The following is a 25,572-nucleotide window of genomic DNA, read 5'->3' on the forward strand; positions in this document are numbered from 1 at the left end:
TGTAAGAAGAGCACCCCCGGGACCGGCAAGGGGGACATCCCCGCCCTGCCCCCTAACCCTGAGACGGTCAGGACGTGACGTCCTTGCGGGTGAACCGCCAGAACGCCAACGACAGGAAGACCGTGGCGTACGCCAACGCCGACACGCAGCCGCGTACCACATCGTCGGTCTGCATCGGGGTCGACAGCAACCCCAGCCAGGCGGTGCTGAAATGGGTCGGCAGGAAGTCGCGCAGCACGCCCAGCGCGGTGATCTGGTCCAGGATGCTGGACAGGATCCACAGCAGCACCGCGCCGCCGACCGCGCCGAGCGCCGCGTCGGTCGACACCGACAGCAGGAACGCCAGCGACGCCACGATCAGCAGCACCACCGCCAGGTAGCCGAGGATGGCGAGCAGCCGCAGCGTGCCCTCCCCGGCTGGGATCTCGGCGGCCACCGTCGAACGCAGCGGCGACCACCCGTACCGCAGGGTGCCGACCAGCAGCGCGGTCGCGGCGAGGATCAGGATCGACAACCCGGAGTACGCCAACGCGGCGGCCAGCTTCACCGCCAGCAGCCGGGCCCGGGGCACCGGCACGGCCAGCAGGTAGCGCAGGCTCCCCCAGCTCGCCTCGCTGGCCACCGTGTCGCCGCAGAACAACGCCACCGCCACCACCAGCAGAAACGTCGACGACACGAAGATGGTGAACAGGGCGAAGTTCAACCCGCCGGTGGTGGCCAGCTCGACCAGACTGGCGAACTCGCCGCCGCCGTTGTCGTCGTCACCGTCGTCGAACTCGAAGGCGATCAGCACGATCAGCGGAAGCAGCACCATGAAGCCCAGGGTCAGCTGGGTGCGGCGGCGGGCCGCCTGGCGGCGTACCTCGGCCCAGAACGGCAAGGTGGCGCGGGCCCGGTAGCCGGCGGCGGCGCCGGACTGGTCGACCGGCCGGTCCGGCTGTCGCAGGTCCGATGATTCGACGGTAGCCATCAGCGGTCCCCGCTCCCCCGTGAGTTCTCGCCGACCAGGGCGAGAAAGGCGTCCTCCAGCCGGCGGCGGGGCACCACCCGGTCCACCGCCACCCCGGCCCGGACCAGCTCCGCGACCACCTCGCTGCGCGGCGTGCCGTCGACGTCGACGATCAGTCCGCCGTTGTCGGCGGCGACGGTACGCACCCCGGCCAGCCGGTTCAGCACCGCTTCGGCGGCGGTCACGTCGGAGACGTCGAACTGCACGCTCGGCGAATCCCCGACGATGTCGTCGACCGGTCCGGCGGCCACGATCCGGCCCTTGTTGACCACCACCGCGTGGGTGCAGGTCTGCTCCACCTCGGCCAGCAGATGGCTGGAGACCAGCACCGCCCGCCCGCCGGTGGCGTACCGCCTGAGCACCCGGCGCATCTCGGCGATCTGCGGTGGGTCCAGCCCGTCGGTCGGTTCGTCGAGCACCAGCAGCTCCGGCAGCCCGAGCATGGCCTGGGCGATGGCCAGCCGTTGGCGCATCCCGTGGCTGTAGTTGCGGATCCTGCGGTGGACCGAATCCCCCAGCCCGGCGATCGCCAGGGCCTCGTCGAAATGCGCGTCGGCCGCCGGGCGTCCGGTGGCCCGCCAGTACGCCCGCAGGTTGTCGATGCCGGACAGGTGCGGCAGGAAGCCGGGCCCTTCGACGAGTGACCCGATCCGGGACAGCACCGGCGCGCCGGGCACCAGCCGGTGGCCGAAGACCAGGATCTCGCCACGGGTCGGCTGGGTCAGCCCCATCAGCACCCGCAGGGTGGTGGTCTTGCCGGCCCCGTTCGGCCCGAGCAGGCCGACGACCTGGCCGCGTTCCACGGTGAAGTCGACCCGCTCGACCGCGACGAACCCGTCCGCGTACTCCTTGCGCAGGTCCCGCACCACCAGTGGGGTCTGCGCGTGCGCGGCGTTCACGGTGTGGTCGGTGCGCCGCTGCCGTAGCCGCACCACGGCGAGGACCACGACCAGTCCGACGACGATCGCGGCGACCAGGCCGGCGAGCACCCAGCGCCACAGCGCCGCCGAGGTGGCGATCGGTTCACCGGCCACCTGTGGCAGGGCGACCGGCGCGCCGTCGGTGTCGGCAGCGTCGGTGCCCGCCCCGCCGGTGCTGTCGCCGACCGCGATCGTGTAGACGGTCGGCTCGACCGGGGTGGCGTACGCCTGGTCCGAGGTGGCGACCACGATCCGCAGCCGGTTGCCGGCCTCGAACCGGTGCACGATCGCCGGCAGGGTCACCTCGACCGGTTGCGCCTGCGCGATGTCCGCCGGCAGGCCGGTGAGCCGGACCGGGGCGACCAGCCCACCGGGCAGGCTCATCGCGCCGTCCGGGTCGACGTCGTACAGCTTGACGAACAGCACCGCCTCGCCGGTCGCCGACGCGGCCCGCACGGTCACCGTCGGCGCGCCGACCACGTCGACGGGGTCGGCCAGCGGCGCCGAGTCGAAGTGGCTGTGCTGGCCGGGCAGGTCGCTGACCACACCACCGGCCACGCCGCCGAGCGCGCCGGCCAGCCCGCCGGCCAACGGCAGCGAGGAAATCGCCGCCGGGTTACCGTCCGGCGGGTTGACGATCGGCTGCGGCGGACCGTCGACGGTGACCGTCGTCGTTGCCGCACCGGCGGTGCCGGGGTAGTCGGTGATCCGGTAGCCGGTGGCGACCAGTCCCCGGTCCATCGCGTCGAAGCCGGCGATCCGCGACCAGGTGAAGCTGCCGCCCGGGGCGTCGCCGTCCCCGGCGACGTAGTGGTCCAGCCACTGCGCGGTGAGGAACTTCACCCGGTCCTGGTCGGTCTGCGGACCGCTGCCGCCGTCGTGGCCGCCGGTGTACCAGGCGACCCGCACCGGGGTGCCGTTCGCGGCGATGCCCCGGGCGTTGGCGTCGGCCTGGGCGAGCGGGAACAGCGTGTCCGCCGTGCCCTGGATCAGCAGCGTCGGCGCGGTGATCCGATCCAGGACCCGGGCCGGGCTGGACCGCTGCAGCAGCGCCACCGCCGCCGGGTCCCCCCGGCCGGTGGTGGCGATCCGCAGGTACGCGGCGCACACGTCGGCGGCGAACCGCCCGCACTGCGGGTCGAGCCCACCGAGATCGGCCGGCATTCCCGGCCCGCCGACACCGGTCGGCGCCCCCTGGCCACCCGGGTCGGCCGGCATTCCCGGCCCGCCGGCGGGAGCTCCGGCGCTGCCGAAGAAAAGCCCGGCCCAGCCCTTCTTGAACACCCCGTCGACCGGGTCGCCGCCGGTCGCCTCCGGCAGGAACGCACCGGCCAGGTCGTTCCAGGTGATCATCGGCACGATCGCGTCGACCCGGTCGTCGGCGGCGGCCAGCAGCAGCGCCAACGCGCCGCCGTACGAGCCGCCCACCACCCCGACCTGCGGGTCCCCGGCGGCGTCGGTACGCACCTCGGGACGCTGGGCCAGCCAGTCGAGCAGCCGGGCGGCGTCGCGCACCTCGTGGTCGGGGCTGTTCAGGTGGATCTGTCCGCCGCTGGCGCCGAACCCGCGCGCCGAGTACGCCAGCACCGCGTACCCGAGGGTGGCCAGCTCCTCGGCGTCGGCCGCCACCGACTGTTTGGAGCCGCCGAACCCGTGGGCGAGCAGCACCGCCGGCACCGGATCCGTCGCCGAGGCCGTCTCCGGCAGGTAGAACGTGGTGTCCAGGTCGACCGGCTGGTCACCGTCCGGGCCGGAGCGGACCGTGAGCCGCTGCTCGGTCACCGCGTACGGCACCGACTCGGGCCAGACCGCCCAGGTGACCACGCCGGCGACCAGGGCGAGCGCGAGCAGCCCGCCGGTCAGCCGCCGCTGGTTCGACCCGGGCAGGAGCCGCCGCAGCCGCGTGGACAAGGGAGTCGGCATGTGCCACACGGTACGGCCACCGCCCGCCGGCCAGCTGTGAACCCTCTCAGCTGCGGCGGCGGATAGGCTCGGCGGGTGGCCGACCCCGAACTGACCCTGACCGCGAGCCTGCGGCCCGCCGCGTTGGACGCCCGCCGGGGCATCGTCCGACTGCACCCGGAGGTGCTGGCCGCGCTCGGCGTCACCGCCGGTACACCGGTGCGGCTGACCGGGCGGCGCAGCACCGCCGGGGTCGCCGCCCGCGCGGAGGCCGGTGCCAGCCGCGCCCTGCTGTACGCCGACGACCTGACCCTGGGCAACCTCGGTGTCCGCGACGGCGGCCAGGTCACCGTGGCCCCGGCACCGGAGACGGCCGCCCGCCGGGTGACCCTGGACGGACCGGTGGAGATCGTCGCGGTGGTCAGCCCGGAGATGCTGCGGCTGGCCCTGCTCGGCAAGGTGGTCACCGCCGGTGACGACGTGTCGCTGCTGCCGCAGGACGTCTTCTCCGACTCGGCGCACCGCGGCCTGATGGAGGCGGCCCGGCGCAGTCTCGCGAACGTCGTCGGGTACGCCTGGACCAGCACGCTGCTGACGGTCACCGACGCCGAGCCGGCCGACCCGGCCCGGATCGGGGACCCGGTGCTGGTCACGATGGACACCGTGGTGGCCTGGCGGCACGGGCCGGCCACCCACGGGTCGTCCGGGGAGGAGGTCCGCCCGGCCGGGCCGGTGTCGCCGGCACCGGCACCGGACTTCGTCGACGAGCCGGCGCCCAACCTGGACGACCTGCCCGGCCTGCGGGCCCAGGCACATGAGTTGGCCGAACTGCTCGACCTCGGCTTCCACCATCGGGAGGTGCTGGACCGGCTGGGCACCACCGTGTCACTCGGCGTGCTGCTCAGCGGGCCAGCCGGGTCCGGCAAGTCGGCGCTGGTCCGTGCGGTCGCCGCCGACCTGGACGCCCGGGTGGAGACGCTATGGGCCCCGGAGATCGCCGCGCTCACCAACGACGCCGCGGCGCGGCGGCTGCGGCGGGCCGCCGAGTCGGTGCGCCGTGGGGACGCCGCAGTGCTGCTGATCGCCGACGTGGACGCGATCGCGCCCCGCGACGAGTCGGGTCCGTTGTCGACAGTGTTCCGGCAGCTGCTGGCCGAGACGGTGGCCGCCGGGGCGGCGGTGGTCTGCACCACCAGCCACCCGGAGGCGCTGGACCCCGGGCTGCGCGGCCCGGACCTGCTCGCCGTGCAGATCGCGGTGCCGCTGCCGGACGCCGCGATGCGTCGGGAGCAGCTGGCCGTACTGACCCGGGGCATGCCGCTGGAGGACGACGTCCGGCTCGACGACGTCGCCGGGCGTACTCCCGGGTTCGTCGCCGCCGACCTGGCCGCGCTGGCCCGCGAAGCCGGGGTACGGGCGGCGCTGCGGCAGAAGTCGGCGGAGACGCCGATGGTGGCCGCCGCCGACTTCGAGGCAGCGCTGGAGGTGGTCCGACCCACCTCGATGGCGACGTCCACACTGGAGCTGGCGCGGGTGACCCTGGACGACGTCGGCGACATGGCCGAGGTCAAGCAGATGCTGACCGAGTCGGTGCTCTGGCCGTTGACCTACCCGGACACGTTCGCCCGGTTGGGCGTGCAGCCGCCGCGCGGGGTGCTGCTCTACGGTCCGCCGGGCTGCGGCAAGACGTTCCTGGTGACCGCGCTGGCCGGCACCGGCAAGGCGAACGTGCTGTCGGTCAAGGGCGCCGAGTTGCTGTCGAAGTGGGTCGGGGAGAGCGAGCGGGCGGTCCGCGAGCTGTTCCGCCGGGCCCGCGAGGCGGCGCCGACCCTGGTGTTCCTGGACGAAGTGGACGCCCTGGCCCCGGTGCGCGGGCAGGCGTCCGATGGCGGCACCACCGACCGGGTGGTGGCCGCGCTGCTCACCGAGCTGGACGGGGTCGAGGCGCTGCGCAACGTCGTGGTGATCGGTGCGACGAACCGACCGGATCTGGTCGACCCGGCGCTGCTGCGGCCGGGCCGGCTGGAGCGGCTGGTGTACGTACCGCCGCCGGACGGTACCGCGCGCACCGAGATCCTCAAGGCGGCGGCGAAGTCGGTGCCGCTCGCCGACGACGTGGACCTGACCGGGCTCGCCGGGACGTTGGACGGCTTCTCGGCGGCGGACTGCGCCGCGCTGGTCCGCGAGTCGGCGCTGGCCGCGATGCGGGAGTCGTTGGAGGCGTCGTCGGTGACCGCCGCGCACGTCGCGGCGGCCCGGGACCGGATCCGGCCGTCGCTGGACCCGGCGCAGGTGGCCTGGTTGGCCGCGTACGCCGAACAGCAGTCCGCCCGGTAGGGCATTCGCACCTGACGGCAGCTGTGCGCCGACGCGTCGGCGCCCGGATCAGCCGGCCAGGTCGGTGGTGAACGCCTCGTCCAGCCAGAACCGGGCGTGTACCTGGCCCTGCTCGACCCCGATGATCGCGCCGCACCGGCGCAGCAGGTTGATCGCCGACCGGTTGGCCGGTGTGGTCCGGGCGATGACCAGGTGGGCGCCGAGCCGGACCGCTTCGTCCAGCACCGCGCGTAGCGCGGCGGAGCCGATCCCCCGCCCGCGGGCGGACCGGCCGAGCCAGATGCCGGTCTCCACGACGGAAGGGGTGTCCAGCCGGCTGAGCCGGATGCCGCCGACCACGTCCCCGCCAACGGTGACCGCGTAGACGATGGTGCCGGCGGGCCCGAACTGTCCGCCGCCGAAGTGGGACCGGTAGAACGTGCGGAAGGCGTCCCGACGGGCGGCGGTCCAACCGGCCGGGCCGGGCACCGGCGGCATCACTTCACCCGGCTCGGCTTCGGCCACGGCGGCGGAGAGCAACGGCTCCAACAGGTCGTCGCTCATCGGGGTCAACCGCACGTCGTGCCGCACGGCGGTAGTCTCCCAGGCCGGTGCCGATTCCGCCTTACTCATTCCGCACCTCCCGTCTACCCAGCTACCGGCCCCTGGGACGGATACTTGCTCAGTTCCGGCGCTGCCGAAACGGCCTCGGGGACATCAGTCACCCGCCGGCCGGCGGCCCGGATCCCGCCCGCCAGCTGTTGTTCCAGCTCAGTACGCATCGACGGACCAGATCAGCCGGTATCGAACAGACAAGATATCGCCGTGGCGTCGTCGTGCCGCTTGTGACCGGTCGACCGATCCGGACCGGCGGTCTCGGCGGCCCGTACCTGGCGGATCAACTCGGCTGGCCCGGCCTCGGCGAGCAGATCCATCAGCTGCGGCCAGCCGTACAGCCCGAACTGTTCGACGGCCCGGGACGCCCCGTCGCTGAGCAGCGCCGCCCGGGTGATCCGGCCCGGTCCGGTCAGCGGCAGGGTGCCGCAGAGCGCACGGTCGGCGGCGACCGGGTCGGCGGCGGCCACCCAGTAGCCGTCCGGCTGGTTGGTCCACTGCCGCTGCCACCGTACGGCCCGGTGGTAGCTGTGCCGCGGGTCGTCGGTGGCCGGCGGATCGTGCTGTCCGCGCAGCCTGGCCATGGTGTCGGCCAACCGGTTGTCGGCCACCACGCCGACCTGTCCGGCGGCTTCGACCACCAGTGGACTGTCGCACAGCACCAGGTAGTCCAGGTGTCCACCGGACCGGCGCAGCAGGCACACGGTGGACGACGGGGTGCCCGGGTGGTCCACGTCGCAGCTGGCCGCGTGGTCGTCGCGGACCGCCCGGATGGCCTCGGCGAGCAGCCCGGCCAGCGGCGCGGCCGGCGTGGCGGCGCTGGCCAGCCCGAGCCGGGCGGCGAGCCGGCGCACGTACCAGGCCGGCCCGTGGCTGCAGCCGGTGTCGAAGCCGGCGGGTGCGGTGGCACCGTCCAGCACGCCGACCAGGTCCCCGTACTGCAGGATATGGTCCTCGTTGTCCGGTTGTCCGGGCGCGGCGACCGAGCAGGCGTCCACCCGCATCGTCGGCAGGCCGGCCGGCAACGCCGACGACCGGCTCGTCACCGCCGGCACCGGAGTCGGTCGGGAATCACCCTGAGCATCTCTCACCAACTCTCGGAATCCGGTCCGTCACCGACGGTAGCTTGACCGGTAGGTGGGTGTCGAGGATCGCGGGCCGCGCGGCGCACGTGACAGCGGCGCCCGGGACACAGGGGGACCACAGATGTTGCGTCAACTACACGAGAAGGGCCTGCGGGCCGAACACATGTACGTCGCCGGCATCGTCAGCATCGGGATCTCGTTCACCAGCTGGGTACTCTCCAAGCGGTTCGAGGCGGCGGGCGTCGACCGGGCCGACCGGTGGGGCATCTTCATCGGCGAGTGGGCGCCGACGTTCATCGCGCTCGGCAACGGGCTCAAAATGTACGAGAAGTAGACCGACCCACCGGGGCGCACGCTGGCGCTGGCCCGCTCGCCCCGGGGCGGCTCAGCCGCGCCGGGCCCGCGACCTGGCGGCCCGCAACCGGCGGAGCCGGGCCACCAGCACCGGTTCGACGGCCAGCGCGGCCGGGTTGTCCAGCAACTGGTTGAGCAGCTGGTAGTAGCGGGTGGCGGAGAGACCGAAGGTGTCCCGGATCGACTGTTCCTTGGCGCCGGCGTGCTTCCACCACTGCCGTTCGAAGTCGAGGATCCGCTGCTCACGCTCGGTCAGCCCGGTCGCGGCCGGACCGGCGGCAGCCGTACCGCTGACGGGGTCGGCACCGACCGGCTCGGTGCCGGCGTCGTCGGACTCCCAGCCGTCGAGCGGCTCGCTGCGTTGCCGGGGAACGCCGGCCGTGGTCCGGGGGACCGACCCGGCGCCCGGTCCGGTCCGGGGTTCGTCAGCAGCCGGCACCTCACCAGGGTAATCGCCCACCCGGCGGGTACGCATCCGCCGGTTCGCGCCGTCGGGTGTGTCGGGCTCAGCTGACGTCGCGCCGCCGCACCGTCCACGCCGCGACGGCCGACACCAGCAGTACCACCGCCGCCATCAGCACGCCGGTGTGTATCCAGGTCAGTTCCATGGTCGGCGGTACGCAGCCGGGCTGCCCGGCACAGGCCTGCCAGTCGGTCAGCTCGATCGACGAGTCCATCCAGGCGATCCAGTACACCGGCAGCAGCCACGCCTCGACGAAGGTCGCGTCGGTCACGTCGGCGAGGAAGCTCAACCCGGACTGACCCAGCACCAGTACGGCGAGGACGCCGCCGAGCGCCAACGCGGTGTGCCGGCCGATCGCGGCCAGCCCGAAGCCGACCGTGGCGGCCGCGACGACCAGCACCACCACCCGCAGCTCGGTCAACGCGACGGACCGCCAGGCGCCGGCGGTCATCTCGGCGGTCGAGCCGCGCCACACGGCGGTGGCCCAGTGCGCCGCCGTCCACAGCAGCACGGCAGGCACGGTCACGGCCAGTGCGCCGGTCAGCAGCGCGGCCAGCTTGGTGAACAGGACACGCAGCCGCCGTGGCCGCCACAGCAGCAGGTTCATCATCCCGCCGGAGGTCCACTCGGCACCGATGAACGACGCCCCGGCCGCGAAGAAGACCAGGGTCGTCAGGGTGGCGAAAATGTAGAGAGTGGCCGGAAACTGGCTGTGGAAGGTGAACGTCGCCGGCAGGTGCTGCTCGGCCGGGTACATGTCCCGGGTCGGCACCATGATGTCGGCGCAGTTCGGTGGGAACCGGTTCGCGTCGGCAGCGCCGCTGCTCTGGCTGCGCTCGCATTCGGCCCGCCACTGCTCGGCCCATTCGACCCCGGCCCGGTACTCGGCCTCGGCGGTGCGCTCGGCTTCGGCGAACGCCGCCGGGCCGATCTTCTGGTTGCCGAGGAACGTCCCGACGGCGATCGCGACCAGCACCAGCAGCGCGGCGGCCACCAGGTAGCGGACGAAGCGCCGTTTACCGAGGCGGCGCAGCTCGGCCCGGTACAGGTTCATCGCCCGGCTCCCGTCGGGCCGGCGGCGACCGTCGGAGCGGCATCGGCGGCCGGAGCAGCGTCGGCGGTCAGCTGGAGAAAGACACTTTCCAGATCGGCGGTGACCGGGGTCAGTTCGCTGACGTACAGGCCGGCGGCGGCGAGAATTCGGGTCACCCGGGCCGGCTGGTCGACCCCGTGCACCAGCAGGTGGTCGGCGTGCCGGGTGACGGTGACCGGCGGGCCGTCGGCCGTGGTGAGGGCCGACTCGGCGGCCGGCAGGTCGGCGGCGGCTTCCAGGCGTACCCGCAGACCGCCGCCGGAGTGCGCGGCCAGCACCTCGGCGACCGGGCCGGCGGTGACCCGGCGGCCCCGCGAAATGATCGTCACCGAGTCGCAGATCACCTGGATCTCGCCGAGGATGTGGCTGGACAGCACCACGGTGGTGCCGGCGGCGACCAGGTCACGCATCAGGGTGCGCATCTCCCGGATGCCGGCCGGGTCGAGGCCGTTGGCCGGCTCGTCGAGGATCAGCAGTGCCGGTTCCTTGAGCAGCGCCGACGCGACGGCCAGCCGCTGGCGCATGCCGAGTGAGTAGGTGCGGACCCGCTCGCCGGCCCGGTCGGCGAGGCCGACGAGATCCAGCACCGCCGGCACCCGGTGCGGTGCCAGGCCGCCGGCCTGGGCGAGCAGCGACAGGGTGTCCCGGGCGGTGAAGTGCGGGAAGAACTGTGGACTCTCCACGATGGCGCCGACCCGGCCGATCACCGCCGGCAGCTGCTGCGGGACCGGTTGGCCGAGGATCGACATCCGGCCGCCGTTCGGCGCGACCAGGCCGAGCAGGGTACGCAGCGTGGTGGTCTTGCCGGATCCGTTCGGGCCGAGGAAGCCGTGCACCTGGCCGGCCTCGACCCGCATGTCGAAACCGTCGACGGCGTGTCGGACCCCGCGCCGACGGCTGCGGTACGTCTTGCGCAGCCCGGATATCTCCAGTACGGCCGTCATCCGCCGCCCTCCCCCGTGTACCCGCCGTCAGGACAAGGGCACACCATACGGGACCGACGGCTCAGGCGGTGACCACCGTCACGCCGAGTTCGCGGAAGGCGGCGACCGTGCAGGGCTCGGCGCCGGAGTCGGTGATCAGGGTCTCCACCCGGTCGATCGGGCAGATCCGGGCGAAGGCGTGCCCGCCCAGCTTCGACCCGTCGGCGATGATCACCACCCGCTTCGCGCGGGCCACCATCAGCGCGTTCATCGACGCTTCGCCCTCGTGGTGGGCGGCGGCGCCGAGCTGCGGGTCGATCGCGTCGACGCCGAGCAGCGCGACGTCCAGGGTCACCTCGCGCAGCAGCGCGCCGCCGAGCGGTCCGACCAGCTCGAACGACTGCGGGCGGACCACCCCGCCGGCGACGACGATCTTCATCCGGGAGCGGACCAGCAGCTCGTTGGCGATGTTCAGCGCGTTGGTGACCACGGTCAGCTGGGCGCCGTCCGCGCTGGTGTTCAGATCCGGGCGTACGGCGAGCGCGCGGGCCACCTCGGTGGTGGTGGTACCGCCGTTGAGTCCGACGACCATGCCGGGTTCGACGAGTGCGGCGGCGGCGGTGCCGATGCGCTGCTTCTCCGCCGAGTGCTTGGCGGTCTTGTAGCGCAGCGGCAGGTCGTAGGAGACGCCGTTGGCGACCGCCCCGCCCCGGGTGCGGGTGATCATCTGCTGCTGGGCGAGCTGGTCGAAGTCGCGGCGGATGGTGGCCTGGGAGACGTCGAGGCGGGTGGCGGCGTCCTCCACGGTGATCCGGCCGCTGTCGGTGAGCAGTTCCAGCAGCGCGTTCCAGCGTGCGTACCGATCCATGCCGCCCCCTTCCCGCGCCTCGCTGCTTCCCGCGCCTCACCGCCTGCCATGCCTAGCTGCGCGGATGGTGACCAGTTTGCTGCACACTAATGCGCGAAACGCCCGGTAGGCAAAACCTTCGGCTGCGCGATCGGGCATCACCCCAGCCCGGTTGTTGCCACCCGGTGACCGGACGCGCACAATGACGCGCGAAAAGGTGCCAGTTCGAGCCCGAACGAGCACCACTGCTTGTGGTCAGCGAGGAGTGTCGCGATGAGCTACGTCGACGCCGAGATCGCCAGCCAGCCGGAGTGCTGGCGCCAGGCTGCCGCACAGGCCGCCGACACCCCCGCACCGGCGCTGCCCAGCCCCGGCGAGCGGGTCGCCGTGGTCGGCTGCGGCACATCCTGGTTCATGGCGATGGCGTACGCCGGGCTGCGGGAGAGCGCCGGCCAGGGTGAGACCGACGCCTTCCAGGCCTCCGAGTTCCCCACCGGCCGGCACTACGACCGGCTCATCGCGATCAGCCGCTCCGGCACCACCACCGAGATCACCGACCTGCTCGCCGCCGTCGACGACCCGCAGCGCACCACGGTGCTGGTCGGCGACCCCGGCTCCCCCGCCGCCCAGCTCGCCGGCCACGTCGTCGCCCTGCCGTACGCCGACGAACGGTCCGTGGTGCAGACCCGCTTCGCCACCAGCGTGCTGGCGCTGCTGCGGGCCCACCTCGGCGCGGACGTCGCGGCGATCGCCGCCGACGCCGAGGTCGCCGTCCGGGCCCGGCTGCCGATCGACCCGGCGCTGATCGACCAGGCCACCTTCCTCGGCCGGGGCTGGACCGTCGGCCTGGCCCACGAGGCGGCGCTGAAGTGCCGCGAGGCCGCCGTCTTCTGGTCCGAGGCGTACCCGGCGATGGACTACCGGCACGGGCCGATCGCGATCGCCGGGCCGGGCCGGATGGTGTGGGCGTTCGGCGACATCCCCGACCACCTGGCCGACGACGTGGCGGCGACCGGCGCGGCGTTCGTGCACAGCCGGACCAACGGCGTGTACGCCGTCCTCGACCGGTGGGCCGCCGGACGCCGCCCGCTCGACCCGATGGCCGACCTGATCCTCGCCCAACGGTTCGCGGTGGCCCTCGCCACCAGCCGGGGCCTCGACCCGGACAACCCGCGCCACCTGACCCGGTCGGTCGTGCTGACGTGACCCTGGCCGGCGGAGTCGACCCGACGCCGCCGGGGCCGTCCGACGAGGTCGTCATCGCGTTGGACGTCGGCGGCACCGGCATCAAGAGCGCCCTGGTCGGGCTGACCGACCGGGCGGTACGGCACACCGAGCGGCGCCCGACCGCAGCGGCCCGGGGGCCGGCCGCCGTCGTCGACACCATCTGCGACCTCGCCGGGCAACTCGCCGACACCGCCCGCGCCGACGGGCTCACCCCGGTCGCGGTCGGCGTCGCCGTACCCGGGGTCGTCGACGAGTCGGCCGGCGTCGCGGTCTGGTCGGCCAACGTCGGCTTCCGCGACGTACCGCTGCGCGACCTGGTGGCCGCCCGGGTCGGGCTGCCGACGGCGCTCGGCCACGACGTACGGGCCGGCGGGGTCGCCGAGGCCCGGATCGGCGCCGGGCAGGGCAGCCGGCACGTGCTGTTCGTGGCGATCGGCACCGGCATCGCCGCCGCCGCCGTCGTCGACGGCACCGGCTACCCCGGCGCGCACGGCGCGGCCGGCGAACTCGGCCACGTGGTGGTCCGCCCAGACGGGCCGGCCTGCGGCTGCCGGCAGACCGGCTGCCTGGAGGCGGTGGCGTCGGCGTCGGCGATCACCCGCCGGTACGCCGACCAGGCCGGCCGCCGCACCGGCGGCGCCGCCGAAGTGGCCCGGCTGGCCGCCGCCGGCGACCCGACCGCCGGCCGGATCTGGACCGACGCGGTCGACGCGCTCGCCGACGGCCTGCTGATCGGGCAGGCGATGTTCGACCCCGAGCTGGTGGTGCTGGGCGGCGGGCTGGCCGAGGCCGGCGACCAGCTGCTCGCCCCGCTGGACGCCGCGATCCGCCGCCGGGCCACCTTCCACCGGCTGCCCCGGCTGGTCCGGGCCGCGCTCGGCGACGAGGCAGGCTGCCTCGGTGCCGCGCTGCTCGCGTCGGACCTGCTCGCGTCGGACCTGGTCGAGCGGGCCGCCGAGCCGGTCGAGAGGGCCGCCCGATGATGGTCGAGGGCCGGCTGGTCACCCCCGACGGGGTACGCGAGCACGGCCGCCTGACCGTCGACGGCGACACGATCACCGAGGTGGCGACGGCGGACCACGGCCGGCCCAGCGCACCCGCGTCGGCGTCGGCGTCGGCGTCGGGCTGGATCGTGCCGGGCTTCGTCGACATCCACAACCATGGCGGCGGCGGACACACCTTCACCACCGGCGACCCCGACTCGGCCCGCCGGGCCGCCGCCTTCCACCTGGCCCACGGCACCACAAGCCTGCTGGCCAGCCTGGTCAGCTCGCCGGTCGAGCTGATGCGCGACGCCGTCACCCGGTACGCCCCGCTGGTCGCCGACGGCACCCTCGCCGGGCTGCACTTCGAGGGCCCCTACCTGTCGGTCGTGCGGTGCGGGGCGCAGAACCCGGCGTACCTGCGCGACCCGGAGCCGGACGAACTGGCCGGGCTGCTCGACCTCGGCGGCGGCGTGATCCGGATGGTCACCGTGGCCCCGGAGCGGGCCGGCGCGCTGGCCGCGATCGCCCGGCTGGTCGACGCCGGGGTGGTCGCCGCGATCGGCCACACCGACGCCGGCTACGGCCAGACCCGGGCGGCGATCGACGCCGGCGCCACCGCCGGTACGCACCTGTTCAACGGCATGCGGCCACCGCACCACCGCGAACCCGGCCCGGTGTTCGCCCTGCTCGGCGACGACCGGGTGACCTGTGAACTGATCGCCGACGGGGTGCACCTGCACGACGGCACCCTCACCTTCGCCACGTCGGTCGGCGGCCCCGGCCGGACCGCGCTGGTCACCGACGCGATGGCCGCCGCCGGGATGCCCGACGGCGCGTACGAACTCGGCGGGCAGGCGGTGACGGTGTCCGGCTCCGTGGCCCGGTTGGCCCGCGACGGGTCGATCGCCGGCAGCACGCTGACCATGGACGCGGCGCTGCGCCGGGCGGTCGCCGCCGGCATCGACATCGTCGACGCCGTACGGATGGCGGCCACCACCCCGGCGGCGACGATCGGCCTGGCCGGCACGGTCGGCGCACTCGCCCCCGGGCACCGGGCCGACCTGGTCGAGCTCGACGACGACCTGCGGGTACGCCGAGTGATGCGCGCCGGCGTCTGGCAGTGAGCCACGGTCACCGGCTGGTCAGCATGCTGGCGGGCGGTAGTCGATAGCCGAGTTGCTGGCCGTAGGTCATCAGTGGGCGCAGGGTCGGCAGCAGGGTGGTGGTCTCCGATCGCCAGTGGTGTCCACGGTTACCGTCGAGGCGGCGATGCCGAGCGGATGTCGTCTGCCGCAGCCGCAGGGCGCGCAGTCGCCGGGACGCCGTGGACCGGCCGGAGCGCGAGTCGAGCCAGCGCAGCCACCAGTCACGCAGTACGTCGATGATCACTTCTTCTCCTTGGTCAACAGTCAGGTCGCGGTACGTTTGTGCAGTCGGTAGAGTCCGTGACGCTGGACGAAGATCTCGCGCCGTTCTGTGGCGTTGCCGCGGTCGTCGGCGAACTGGACGCTCGCCTCCCGCCCGATCAGCAACACATCTCCTGGGCTCGGTTCCGGGGTCCGCAGCAGCCGGTTGTTCACCGGGTCACCCGTCGCCACATGGCCTTTCCACGCCGTCGGCGCCTCGCTCCATCGGCCAGGTGGCGCATCCGCAGCTGGGGCACCATCTGGACTTCACTCGGAACGACCACAGCCCCGCGCAGAAGCCGAGCAGCGCCGCCCCGACGATCGCTCCGATTTCCACCATCAGGCTTCCGAATTGGTGGGGTTCACAACGGACCTCCTGTTCAGAGCGCGCCCCCTGCGGGCGACAGCTCGAAGCACCAAGCACTCGAATACATGTGTACACGAGTCTACGTAGGCCGTCAACGATGCCTCGAACGTCGTCCAATTTGAGCTATTAAGCGGGAAGAGAGTAGAAGAGCACGAATGCGGCGCTGTCCATCACGGTGTCGCAGACCTCGACAGGCCTACCGGACGCCACCGCCGTCCGTACGAGGTGCAGAACCGGCGACCCGGCAGGCAACGCGAGAATCCTCGCCTCTTCCTCAGTGGGCATCCGAGCGGTTGTCTCCTCGTCGTACCGCTCGAAGACGAAGCCCTGATCCTCCATGCGGGCGTAGATACCGCCAGGACCAGGGTTTGGCTCCGCGATCGGTGTACCTGCACCGATATCCGTCGGGATGTAGGACGTGGCGTACTCGATGGGTTGACCCTCGGCCAGGTACCGGCGGCGCCGGACCACTACTTCACTGCCGTGTGGGAGCCCGAGCCGATCCAGCACCTCAACCGGGGCTTGACCAGTCCCCACGTGCAGCACATCGACACTGAACCTGCGCTCGTTCGCCTCCATGTCGACGGTGAAAGCCGCTCTGCCTTCCTTCCGCCGGGCAAACCGGTCCGACGAAAGCCGCTTGACCGGTGGCCGACGTCGGACGAACCAGCCCTTGCCGTGCTCGGCAACCACAAGGCCGTCCGTAACGAGGACCGACAACGCCCTGCGCGCGGTCACCCTGCTGACCCCGTAGTCGTTGACCAGGGCGCTCTCCGAGGGAAGCTGTGCGCCCGGTGCGAGATCATGCCGCTCGATCGCCTCGCGGAGGTGGTCCGCGATCTGCCGGTAGACCGCTCGATCACTGGCAGGGTCGATCTTGCGGATGCTCATCGTAAACTCCACGAGGTATACATGTGTCGACAACATGTTAACCTGAGCCCATGACCGATGCCACCGGCGGCCCGAGGCACTCCGTCAGCGTCGCTGCCGTGATCGTCGATTCAGCCGGGCGAGTGCTGGTGACGCAACGTCGCGACAACGCCCGCTGGGAACCACCCGGCGGGGTGCTCGAGCTTGAAGAATCCGTGCTGGACGGCGTACGCCGCGAGGTCTGGGAAGAGACAGGCCTTGTCATCGAGCCGACTCGACTCACCGGCGTCTACAAGAACATGCCCCGTGGCATCGTCGCGCTGATGTTCCGCGCCGAGATCACCGGGGGAACTCTCTCGACGTCCGACGAGACGAGCCAAATCAACTGGTGGACACCCGAAACGGTGGCGGAGCGGATGGACCCCGCCTACGCCGTCCGGGTGCTCGACGCGCTGCGCCAGGACGGCCCGGCCGTCCGCGCCCACGATGGTGTTGCGCTGCTTACCGGTGTTGCCGCCCTGCCCCGCTGATTCCTGGAACGGCCGCCAGCAGTTGGATGGGTCGCCAAGGATGAGCTGAGCATGCTGACGATCCATCCGTCCATGCGACTGCGCATCGATTACGGCTACGAGAGACTCTCGAAGCCGTACATCGGTTAGGACACCGCGAGCCGATCCGTCGTCCGCCCGACGGCTTCCAGCAGCGTCGGTCTGGCCCGTACCCAGAACCTGGTGACCAGGTGGTCAGGGCCGTAGCGTTGCTCGATCTCCGCCAGGCGGTCAAGAACGGCGACGTCGTGGCCGTCCGGGCCGGTGGTCATGTCGGCGTACCAGAGGGCATCAGCGGTCAGCGATTGTTCCTGCGGGAACTCAACGGCCAACTCGTCCCGGAGGCCGCGTTCCTCCGCCTCGAACAGTGCGCACGAGTGGTGAGCCACCAGAGCGGCCACGCGGTCGGATACCCCGACACGACTTAGCCACCGCCCGCCGTCAAGAGCGTGCAGGCCGGTATCGGCCACGCCGGGGGCGTACCCGACATCGTGCAGCCACGCGGCAGCGACGAGAACCTCAGCGTCCGTCGGGTCCAGGACGTGACTGATCTTGCCGGCCTTCCTGGCTACAGCCTGCACATGACGCCAACGCTGAGGCAGGGCCGCCGCTAACTGTTCCTCGGCAAGCTCAGCCGCTCGCGCCACCAGCCCCGACATACCCGGAGCGTACGGCGTCCCTAGCGAAACGGGCCGCACGCGCCGCCGCCTGGGCGCGCGGCCTGCACTCCGCTACCGCTCCGCTCCGGCCCCGCAACACGCCCGGCGGCTGGCGCGGACAGCGGACACCAACCGGGCCGCCGCCGACTGTCAGCGTTCCGAATGTGTGGTGTGGGCCGGCCGCCGGCCGGGGCGCGGCGTGGCCGAGGGGTGGATGCCCCCTATCGCTTCTCGCGGTGCAGAGAGGGAGGCCCCGAGACGGTGATCTTGGCTCGTCCTCCGCAGTGGGCTACCCGGAAACCGGTATGGAGGTGCCAAGTCGCCTGCTGCCTCGATCCAAAAGAAAACCCGGCCCCTCTAGGGGAACCGGGTGGTATATGCAGTGAACTCTAGCGCAGCCAGGTCCGACCTGCAACTGAAACTGGCGACAGGGCTCTTACCAGCCGGACGGGCGTACGTAGGTCCCGGCGGGGCTGACGACCGGGTCGCTGAGCTGGCAGGTTTGGAAGTCCGCAGCTGTGAGCTGCCTCCACCAGTGCCCGCCTACACCCCCGCCTCGCTGTCCCTTCAACGCCCCTGCCAGGTAGTTCCGCGATGGGTTGATCGTGCCGACAGGGACCTTTGTCCTCGCGTAGGACACGCGAAACTTAAGATCACTGTCGTTGGAGAGTACGAGGGCTGCGTCTACCTGGGATGTGAGGACGTCGACCAGGAGGTGAGAAGCCACGTTGACATCGGAGCCCTTTTCCTCTCGATGGGCGTACGACACCATGAATGTCGCATCCTGTACCGGATTGCCCTGCGCGTCCTGAACCATTATCGGCCACTGGGAGGTTACGAGCTGGGGTCCAGCCCTACGACTCTGAGCCTGCACTGCCAGCGGGGCGTACTTCACGCGAGAGACGTAGCTGCCGTACTCGATGAGGTCGACGCTCGATGATGCCGTGAGGGCCTTGAGGTAGATGTCTTGATCGCGGAAGCCTGAGGGATTGCTCGCAGCATCGATTACAGCAGTGCAGTAAACGATTCGGTGAACCTGGGCACCTGCCCAGCTCGGTACGTTCGCTAGCAAGCGTTCTGCAAGAGCCCGGACGTCGAGCCAGCGCCAGCCGGGAGTTCCCTGTCCGCACAGCCCTCTTCCACCGTAGTAGAGGTTGTACCCATCGACATACACACCAACGCGCACCGGCGAACGCTACCAGTAACGAGCAAGGACTTTCGACTCTGCGGTGCCCGTTGCGTGCCCGATCGGTCGGCTAGCAGAGGTCAAGACGATGCCCCGTAGTGAAGGCGCCTACCCCGATCGTAGGCGATCAAAGACAGACAAGGCTAAGCCGGACGGAGTGTGCAGAGCTTGTAAAGTGAGATGTCGCCGCTTCGAGCCCGGCCAAGGGCTCCACGCGGAAGCGACAGACCCGACATACCCCGGAGCGTACGGCGTCGTCCCTAGACGTCCCGCCAACGGTGCAAGTCAGGGGCCAGGTGAGGCGTGCAGCCCGCAACTCGACGCGGCACCGAACAGCGAGGGCTTACTGGTTAGAAGAGCCCGGCCTGGCGGTCCAGGCCGCCGCGCACCCACGGCAGCCGTACGGCGTCCCATGGCACCCGCTGCAGCAGGCGAAGTAGCAGCCAGCCGAGCAGCAGCCCGGCGACCGAGTCGGTCAGCCAGTGGTAGCCGAGGTAGACCGTGCTGCAGAAGAGGACCGCCGCCGGCAGGAAGCGCAGCGCCAGGTAGCCGGGGAACGGCCGCCGGGCCGGGACCTGCCGGCCGTACGCCCGCAGCAGACCGGTGATCAGCAGGGCGATCACCGCGTACCAGACGATCGCGTTGGTCACGTGCCCGGACGGGTACGCCATCGCCGGGGTCGCCTCGGTGAACAGCCGCTCCGGGAACGGGTCGTCGAAATCGTGCGGGTAGCCCCGGGGCAGCAGCACCTTCATCGCGCCGACGCTGAGATAGGTCGCCACCACCGCGCCGAGCACCGGCAGCAGCGGGCGCACCGAACGGACCCGCCGGGCCAGCCAGAGCGCCAGCACGGTGGAGACCGGGATCAGCACCTGGCCGCCCTGGCCGAGATAGTTCAACACCCGGGCGGCCCAGTACGCCACCGGCGGCCGGTGCGCGTCGACCCAGTCCCGTACTACCAGGTCGAGGTCGAGGAACACCCCGCCGGTGAGCGCCCCGGTCAGCCCGGCCAGCACGGCCAGCAGCACCGCGTCGAACCACCAGCCGGCCGGCCGCGGCCCCGGTCGCCGCGACGCGTCGGACAGCGGCGCGGGCGGGCGGGTGGCGGTCGGTTCGGGCACGCCGGCCAGGTTACCGAACCCGCGCGGTGACGATGTCGTGTCGCTACGGCGACAGCTTGACGGCGGGACCACCACGAACACTCTGAATATGGATCAAATCAACAGTGTTAGCCGAGCCACGGCAGGCGGCATCCTGGCGGCGTACCCGTCATGCTTGATCCCGTGCGGATCACCTCGGCCCTTGTGGACCCGGCGCTGCTCGACCTGCCCTGGTCGACACCGCTGGAGCAGTGGCCTGCCGACCACCTGGTGGCGCTGCCGCAGGGCATCTCCCGGCACGTCGTCCGGTTCGTCAAACTCGCCGGCACCGTCTACGCCGTGAAGGAGACCGGCGAACGGGTCGCCGAACGCGAGTACGACCTGCTGCGCGCCCTGGAGCGGATCGACTTCCCGGCCGTCGAGGCGGTGGCGATCGTCGCCGACCGCACCGACGCCGACGGCGAACCGCTCGACCCGGTGCTGATCACCCGGCATCTGCAGTTCTCGCTGCCGTACCGGGCGCTCTTCTCCAACCAGTTGCGCCCGGAAACCCTGGCCCGGCTGCTCGACGCGCTCGCCGCGCTGATCGTCCGGATGCATCTGACCGGTTTCTTCTGGGGTGACTGCTCGCTGTCCAACACGCTGTTCCGCCGCGACGCCGGTGCGTTCGCCGCGTACCTGGTCGACGCCGAAACCGGGGCACTGCGGCCGGCCCTGTCCAACGGGCAACGCGGCGAGGACCTGGAGATCGCCCGGGTCAACATCTTCGGCGAGGCGCTCGACCTGCAGGCCGCCGGCCTGCTGCACGAGTCGATCGACCCGGAGACCGTCGCCGACGAGGTGGTCACCCGCTACGAACGGCTGTGGCACGAGATCACCTACGAGCAGCACATCGAACGGGAGTCGCGGCACGACATCGAACGGCGGATCCGCCGGCTCAACGAACTCGGCTTCGACGTCGCCGAGGTGGCGATGTCGGTCGTCGACCGCGGCTCCTACCTGGTCCGGCCGAAGGTGGTCGACGCCGGCTACCACAGCCGGCGGCTGCTGCGGCTGACCGGCCTGGACGCCGAGGAGAACCAGGCCCGGCGGCTGCTCAACGACCTCGACGCGCACCGGGCGGAGAGCGACCTGACCGACGAGCAGCAGGCCGCGCACCGCTGGCTGACCGAGGTCTTCGAGCCGGTGGTCCGCGCGGTACCGGCCCATCTGCGCCGCAAGGTCGAGCCGTCGGAGCTGTTCGCCCAGGTCATCGAACACCGGTGGCGGCTGTCCGAGGAGGCCGGCCGGGACGTCGGACTGGCCCCGGCGGTCCAGTCGTTCCTCGCCGACGTGCTGGTGCACTACCCGGACGAGCAGGCGGTGCTCGGCACCGAGGCGCCGGTCGGCTGACCGACGCGATTCGGCCCGGCGCGGCACCCGGGTCAGGGTGCCGGCTCGGCCTCGTCGACCGCCTCGTCGACCGCCTCGGTGGCCTGCTTGAGCAGCCAGCTCAGCCCGGACCGGCGGGCCACCACGGTGATCCGGTCCCGGGCCCCCAGTCGGAAACCCGACGCCGGCAGCCAGATCGGTCGGGGCTCGCCGAACTGCGCGAACGCGATCACCCGTACGCCCGGATTTTCGTCGGCGGCGGCGAGCGACCCGCCGTCCAGCGCCGACCCGGCGGCAACGATCACCTCGGCGACCAGCAGCACGTGCCGGCCGACCGGGATGGTCGCGATCACCTCGCGGTCCATCAGCGCGGCGGCGAAGGCCGGTGCCGCCAGGTACGACACGCTGCGGGAGATACCGATGTTGAAGGTGCGCTGGATCCGGCTGGCGAAATCCCCGTCGAACAGCCGCAGCACGACGTGCACGTCGCTGTGGATCTCCCGGGCGTACAGCGCCGCCTGCAGGTTCGTCACGTCGTCGGTGGAGACGATCACCAGCGCCCGGCAGGTGGCCACCGAGGCGGCGCGCAGCGTCTCCTCCTGGGAGCCGTCGCCGACGATCAACGGAACGTCCAGCTCCCGCGCGACCGAGACGCCCCGCGCGTCCGGGTCCTTGTCGACGCCGACCACCTCGACGCCGAGGTCGTGCAGCTGCCACATCACCCGGGTGCCGACGTTGCCGAGCCCGACGACCACCACGTGCCCGGTCCGCTCCGGCCGGGTCTGCCGGTCGGCGATCGCCAGTCGGGCGTTCACCAGGCCGTCCACCACGGCGGCGGTGAGCAGCGGGATCAACGCCAGCCCGGCCAGGCTGAGCACCACCTGCATCACCTGTACGGCGGCCGACTTGCCCAGGTCCGGATCGGCGCCGCTGAGTGTCATCACCACGGTCAGGTAGACCGCCTCCGCGACGCTCACCCCCTCGGCACGCGACAGCAGCATGCCGAAGACCACCACCACCGCCAGTACGCCGAGCGTGGCCATCCCGATCTTGCGGGTGGCGAAGGACCGCAACGCCCGTACCGGGTCCCGCCACAGCCGGGCGCGCTGGCGGGCGCGGACGATCCGACGGGCCGCCCGGACCGGCGCCAGCTGGCTGCCGGCCGCCTCGGCCAGCACCAGATCGGCGTTGTCCTGGTCGGCCGGCAGCACCCGGGGGCGGCCGGCGTCGCTCAGGTCGGCCAGCCCGCAGATGACGTGGTCGGGGCGGACCTCGTCGCGCTGCGCCACGTGCAGCGTCCGGCCGCCGTGGCGGAAATGGGTCGGCGACACCACCCCGAGGGCGGCCGCGACAAAGGCGGGTGCCGCCATCGACGCGTCGGACAGCACCTCGCAGTCGGCGAACAGCCGCTTCACCCGACTGCCCAGCCGGGTGTTGAACATCCGCATCACCACCCGCAGGTCGGGCTCGACCTCCTGGGCGCACAGCGCGGCGTTGATGTTGCCGACGTCGTCCTGGTTGAGCAGCGCCAGGCCGCGCGCGCCGGCCAGCCCGGCGCTGCGGAACGTCTGCTCGGTGAGCCGGTCGGCCCGCAGCAGCCGGATCCCTTTGATCGACCGCATGTCCGGCCCGTCCGGCCGGGGCCGGGTCGGCACGATGACCGTCACCGTGGCGGCCGCCGCCACCAGCTCGCCGACCAGCCGGTAGGCCAGCGGATCGTGCCCGCAGACGACGTAGTGCGGCCGGTTGTCGCCGTTGCTGCGCAGCCGACCGCCGACGGCGCGGCGGGCGCGGTCACGCCACGGGTCGACAGCCATGACCGGATGGTAGCCACCGACGGCACGCGCGGGGTGACCGCAAAGTCGCCTCCCCGGCGGACCGGACCGGCACACTGGACCCGGCACCGGCGCATCACCGCAGACGCAAGGAGGAGCTCTTGGGACTGTCCCGAACGGTCGGCCGGCTCTTCGGCGTACGGTCCGAGCTGGTCCGGGCGGATCCGGCCGGTACCGACCGGGTGGCCGCAGGCACCGATGCGCTGGTAGTCGGCGGTGGCATCGCCGGCATGTGCGCGGCGATCGTCCTGGCCGAACGCGGCGTACGGGTCACTGTGCTGGAAGGCGCCGCCCAGCTCGGCGGGCGGCTGGCCGCCTGGCCGGAAACGCTGGCCGACGGCACGGTCCAGCCGGTCGACCACGGTTTCCACGCGTTCTTCCGCCAGTACTACAACTGGCGGGCGATCCTGCGCCGGGCCGACCCGACACTTGGCATGCTGCGGCCGGTCGACGGCTATCCGGTGTGGTCGGCGCAGTGGCCGCCGGAGGAGTTCGGTCGGCTGCCGACCACGCCACCGCTGAACCTGCTGGCGCTGTTGCTGCGCAGCCCGAGCCTGCGGCTGCGCGAACTGCGCGAGATGGACCGTCGGGCGGCGATGCCGTTGCTTGCCTACGATCCGGATCGGACGTACGCCGAGCTCGACCGGCGGTCCGCCGCCGAGCTGCTGGACTCGCTGCGGCTGCCGGACCGGGCCCGCGCCATGCTGTTCGAGGTCTTCTCCCACTCGTTCTTCAACCATGAGCGGGAGTTGTCCGCCGCCGAGCTGGTGGCCAACTTCCACTTCTATTTTCTGGGTAATCCGGAAGGGCTCGGCTTCGACGCGCCGGAGCAGGATTACGACGCCGCGATCTGGCAGCCGCTGCACGAGCATCTGCGCCGGCACGGTGGCCGGGTGGTCACCGGCGACGCGGTGCAGACCATCATCCCCAGGCGGGCCAACGGTTGGCAGGTGCGGTGCGCCTCCGGAGCCGCGCACACTGCCCGGTACGTGGTGCTGGCCGTCGACCCGCCGGCGCTGCGCACACTGCTGGCCGACTCGCCCCGGCTGGCTGAGGCCGCGCCGACGTTGGCCGAGCGGGTCGGCACGCTGGTCGACGCTCCGCCGTACGCGGTGGCCCGGCTCTGGTTGGGTGGCGACGTCGCACCCGACCGGCCGGTGTTCAGCGGGGTATCCCGCCAGCCGACCCTGGACTCGGTCACCCTCTACCACCGGCTGGAGCGTCAGGCGCGGCAGTGGGCGCAGCGCAGCCGGGGCGCGGTGCTCGAACTCCACGCGTACGCCTGCCCGGAACAGGTGCCGGCCGAGGTGCTGGCCGACCGGATGCGCGCCGAGTTGGCATCGCTGTGGCCGGAGGTGGCCGACCTGCCGGTGCTGGAGTCACGGGCGCGGGTCGCGGCGCAGGCCCCGGCGTTCCCGCCCGGGGCGGCGGCGGTGCGGCCCGGCGTGGTCACCGACGCGGACGGGTTGTTCCTGGCTGGCGACGGGATCGACACCGATTTGCCGAGCGCTCTGATGGAACGGGCGGCGGTGACCGGAATCCTGGCCGCGAACCACATCCTGCGTCGGGAGGGCGCGGCCACCGAGCCGCTGCGGACGATCCGCCGGTACGGGCTGTTGGCGCGGGCGCCGCACTCGTCGGCCCCGCCCGACGCCGGCCCGACGCAGTAGCTGCGGCAGGCCGGCGTCGGGCAGGTGTCGGGCAGGTGTCCGTCAGCTGGTCTGCTCGACCGCGTCGCGGATCTCGACGAGCGATCCGGCGGCTTCCTCGCCGGTGCTGAAGTAGAACACGTACATCACCAGCGCGCCGCGGCTCGCCCAGACGCAGACCCCGCCGGGGATGCCTTCGAGGTCGGCGTCGCCGCACCGCGCCGACCCGCCCTTCGGACCGGCGTCGACGTCGGTGACGTTGGTCATCCCGAGCCCTGTGGCGTCGCCTTCGGTGGCGTCGGCCAGCTCCTGGTCGGGGTCGGCCATCACGCCGGAAACGCCGGCGATCATCACCAGGTTCTCCTGCTCGATGTCGCCGTAGAAGGCGCCGATGCTGCTGGTCGACTCGGGCACGTCGGCGGCCAGCCCGGTGGCCACCTCCTCGGCGAGACCCTGGAAGGTCGGGTCGGTGTTCAGCTCGCGGCCGGCGAGGGTGTCCGGGGTGACCAGCCGGGTCTGGGTCGCTTCGATGACCTCACCGACGGTGTCCCGGACGAGGAAGAAGGTCACGGCCACGCCACCGAGGCAGAGCACCAGGACAGCGGCGATGACGATCAGGATGATCGGTACCGCCTTGGACCTCTTCTTGGGCGGCGGGGCCATCGGAACACCGGGCTGGCCGGCGTAGGCCGGCCCGGGAGCGGCTCCAGCCGGCGGCACCGGCTGCCCGGCGGGCGCGCCCGGGTACTGCGGCTGAGAGGGGTCAGACATGTTCTACCTACTTCTGATGAGGGCCCCGTGACTCCTGACCGGCAGGCGGCTCGGAGCTTTCCTGGCAACC

24 protein-coding genes are annotated in these 25,572 nt (G+C 72.2%); 8 read left to right on the forward strand and 16 right to left on the reverse strand.

What is annotated here, in order from left to right:
- Positions 1-67 precede the first annotated feature (67 nt).
- Entirely contained in the window at positions 68-970 is a 903-nt protein-coding gene (locus EDC02_RS31545; RefSeq protein ID WP_123605892.1) for an ABC transporter permease subunit, read from the reverse strand.
- Positions 970-3,852, reverse strand: a complete 2,883-nt coding sequence (locus EDC02_RS31550) for an alpha/beta fold hydrolase (RefSeq protein WP_123605893.1) — start codon at positions 3,850-3,852, stop codon at positions 970-972. The genes EDC02_RS31545 and EDC02_RS31550 overlap by 1 nt, the downstream gene beginning before the upstream one ends.
- Before the next feature lie 75 nt (positions 3,853-3,927).
- On the opposite strand from EDC02_RS31550, the gene EDC02_RS31555 reads away from it, so the two are divergent.
- Entirely contained in the window at positions 3,928-6,168 is a 2,241-nt protein-coding gene (locus EDC02_RS31555) for an AAA family ATPase (RefSeq protein WP_123605894.1), read from the forward strand.
- 48 nt (positions 6,169-6,216) lie between these two features.
- On the opposite strand, the gene EDC02_RS31560 is transcribed toward EDC02_RS31555, so the two are convergent.
- A complete protein-coding gene (locus tag EDC02_RS31560; protein ID WP_123605895.1) occupies positions 6,217-6,738 on the reverse strand; it encodes a GNAT family N-acetyltransferase in 522 nt (173 codons plus the stop codon).
- 203 nt (positions 6,739-6,941) lie between these two features.
- Positions 6,942-7,808 (reverse strand): hypothetical protein, encoded by an 867-nt coding sequence (locus tag EDC02_RS31565; RefSeq protein ID WP_233606547.1) that lies wholly within the window; start codon positions 7,806-7,808, stop codon positions 6,942-6,944.
- Positions 7,809-7,968: 160 nt separating this feature from the next.
- Between EDC02_RS31565 and EDC02_RS31570 the strand changes: the two genes are divergently transcribed.
- The gene (locus tag EDC02_RS31570; RefSeq protein WP_123607285.1) at positions 7,969-8,181 is read left to right on the forward strand and encodes a hypothetical protein; all 213 of its coding nucleotides are present in this window, start codon (positions 7,969-7,971) and stop codon (positions 8,179-8,181) included.
- A 51-nt stretch (positions 8,182-8,232) separates the two neighbouring features.
- On the opposite strand, the gene EDC02_RS31575 is transcribed toward EDC02_RS31570, so the two are convergent.
- From EDC02_RS31575 to EDC02_RS31590, 4 genes are all read right to left on the reverse strand, one after another.
- On the reverse strand, positions 8,233-8,676 hold the full coding sequence (locus EDC02_RS31575) for a DUF3263 domain-containing protein (protein WP_123605897.1): 444 nt from the start codon (positions 8,674-8,676) through the stop codon (positions 8,233-8,235).
- A gap of 31 nt (positions 8,677-8,707) precedes the next feature.
- Complete coding sequence (locus tag EDC02_RS31580) at positions 8,708-9,718, reverse strand: ABC transporter permease (RefSeq protein WP_123605898.1); 1,011 nt, start codon at positions 9,716-9,718, stop codon at positions 8,708-8,710.
- Positions 9,715-10,701: an ABC transporter ATP-binding protein gene (locus EDC02_RS31585; RefSeq protein ID WP_123605899.1), complete on the reverse strand. Its 987-nt coding sequence runs from the start codon at positions 10,699-10,701 to the stop codon at positions 9,715-9,717. The genes EDC02_RS31580 and EDC02_RS31585 overlap by 4 nt, the downstream gene beginning before the upstream one ends.
- A 61-nt stretch (positions 10,702-10,762) precedes the next feature.
- On the reverse strand, positions 10,763-11,548 hold the full coding sequence (locus EDC02_RS31590; protein ID WP_123605900.1) for a DeoR/GlpR family DNA-binding transcription regulator: 786 nt from the start codon (positions 11,546-11,548) through the stop codon (positions 10,763-10,765).
- A gap of 252 nt (positions 11,549-11,800) precedes the next feature.
- Between EDC02_RS31590 and EDC02_RS31595 the strand changes: the two genes are divergently transcribed.
- Genes EDC02_RS31595 through nagA form a run of 3 tightly spaced genes read left to right on the forward strand, consistent with a single transcriptional unit; the run spans position 11,801 to position 14,864 of the window.
- Complete coding sequence (locus EDC02_RS31595; RefSeq protein ID WP_123605901.1) at positions 11,801-12,733, forward strand: SIS domain-containing protein; 933 nt, start codon at positions 11,801-11,803, stop codon at positions 12,731-12,733.
- Positions 12,730-13,737: an ROK family protein gene (locus tag EDC02_RS31600; protein WP_233606549.1), complete on the forward strand. Its 1,008-nt coding sequence runs from the start codon at positions 12,730-12,732 to the stop codon at positions 13,735-13,737. Before EDC02_RS31595 ends, EDC02_RS31600 begins: the two co-directional genes overlap by 4 nt.
- On the forward strand, positions 13,734-14,864 hold the full coding sequence (gene nagA / locus EDC02_RS31605; RefSeq protein ID WP_123605902.1) for an N-acetylglucosamine-6-phosphate deacetylase: 1,131 nt from the start codon (positions 13,734-13,736) through the stop codon (positions 14,862-14,864). Before EDC02_RS31600 ends, nagA begins: the two co-directional genes overlap by 4 nt.
- 7 nt (positions 14,865-14,871) lie before the next feature.
- Here the strand turns inward: nagA and EDC02_RS31610 are convergent, their stop codons facing one another.
- The 3 genes from EDC02_RS31610 to EDC02_RS31620 form a co-directional block, all read right to left on the reverse strand.
- Positions 14,872-15,129: a hypothetical protein gene (locus EDC02_RS31610; protein ID WP_123605903.1), complete on the reverse strand. Its 258-nt coding sequence runs from the start codon at positions 15,127-15,129 to the stop codon at positions 14,872-14,874.
- Positions 15,130-15,149: 20 nt separating this feature from the next.
- A complete protein-coding gene (locus EDC02_RS40545) occupies positions 15,150-15,338 on the reverse strand; it encodes a hypothetical protein (RefSeq protein ID WP_123605904.1) in 189 nt (62 codons plus the stop codon).
- 301 nt (positions 15,339-15,639) lie between these two features.
- A complete protein-coding gene (locus EDC02_RS31620) occupies positions 15,640-16,404 on the reverse strand; it encodes a GntR family transcriptional regulator (protein ID WP_123607287.1) in 765 nt (254 codons plus the stop codon).
- Between the two features lie 50 nt (positions 16,405-16,454).
- Between EDC02_RS31620 and EDC02_RS31625 the strand changes: the two genes are divergently transcribed.
- Positions 16,455-16,913 carry an NUDIX hydrolase gene (locus EDC02_RS31625; RefSeq protein WP_123605905.1) on the forward strand — a complete coding sequence of 153 codons (459 nt, stop codon included), beginning with the start codon at positions 16,455-16,457 and terminating at the stop codon, positions 16,911-16,913.
- A gap of 125 nt (positions 16,914-17,038) precedes the next feature.
- Here EDC02_RS31625 and EDC02_RS31630 read toward each other — a convergent pair whose 3' ends face one another.
- From EDC02_RS31630 to EDC02_RS31640, 3 genes are all read right to left on the reverse strand, one after another.
- Complete coding sequence (locus EDC02_RS31630; protein ID WP_123605906.1) at positions 17,039-17,590, reverse strand: HD domain-containing protein; 552 nt, start codon at positions 17,588-17,590, stop codon at positions 17,039-17,041.
- 436 nt (positions 17,591-18,026) lie between these two features.
- Complete coding sequence (locus tag EDC02_RS31635; RefSeq protein ID WP_123605907.1) at positions 18,027-18,776, reverse strand: NYN domain-containing protein; 750 nt, start codon at positions 18,774-18,776, stop codon at positions 18,027-18,029.
- 350 nt (positions 18,777-19,126) lie between these two features.
- Entirely contained in the window at positions 19,127-19,897 is a 771-nt protein-coding gene (locus EDC02_RS31640) for a phosphatase PAP2 family protein (RefSeq protein ID WP_233606550.1), read from the reverse strand.
- Between the two features lie 150 nt (positions 19,898-20,047).
- Between EDC02_RS31640 and EDC02_RS31645 the strand changes: the two genes are divergently transcribed.
- The gene (locus EDC02_RS31645) at positions 20,048-21,268 is read left to right on the forward strand and encodes a DUF4032 domain-containing protein (protein ID WP_123605908.1); all 1,221 of its coding nucleotides are present in this window, start codon (positions 20,048-20,050) and stop codon (positions 21,266-21,268) included.
- A gap of 32 nt (positions 21,269-21,300) precedes the next feature.
- Here EDC02_RS31645 and EDC02_RS31650 read toward each other — a convergent pair whose 3' ends face one another.
- Positions 21,301-23,064, reverse strand: coding sequence for an NAD-binding protein (locus EDC02_RS31650; protein ID WP_123605909.1), 1,764 nt, complete (start codon positions 23,062-23,064; stop codon positions 21,301-21,303).
- Between the two features lie 119 nt (positions 23,065-23,183).
- On the opposite strand from EDC02_RS31650, the gene EDC02_RS31655 reads away from it, so the two are divergent.
- Positions 23,184-24,752 carry an FAD-dependent oxidoreductase gene (locus EDC02_RS31655; protein ID WP_123605910.1) on the forward strand — a complete coding sequence of 523 codons (1,569 nt, stop codon included), beginning with the start codon at positions 23,184-23,186 and terminating at the stop codon, positions 24,750-24,752.
- A gap of 42 nt (positions 24,753-24,794) precedes the next feature.
- On the opposite strand, the gene EDC02_RS31660 is transcribed toward EDC02_RS31655, so the two are convergent.
- A complete protein-coding gene (locus EDC02_RS31660) occupies positions 24,795-25,502 on the reverse strand; it encodes a hypothetical protein (RefSeq protein WP_148083719.1) in 708 nt (235 codons plus the stop codon).
- Positions 25,503-25,572: the final 70 nt, after the last annotated feature.

This window comes from Micromonospora sp. Llam0, assembly GCF_003751085.1.
Lineage (GTDB): Bacteria > Actinomycetota > Actinomycetes > Mycobacteriales > Micromonosporaceae > Micromonospora_E.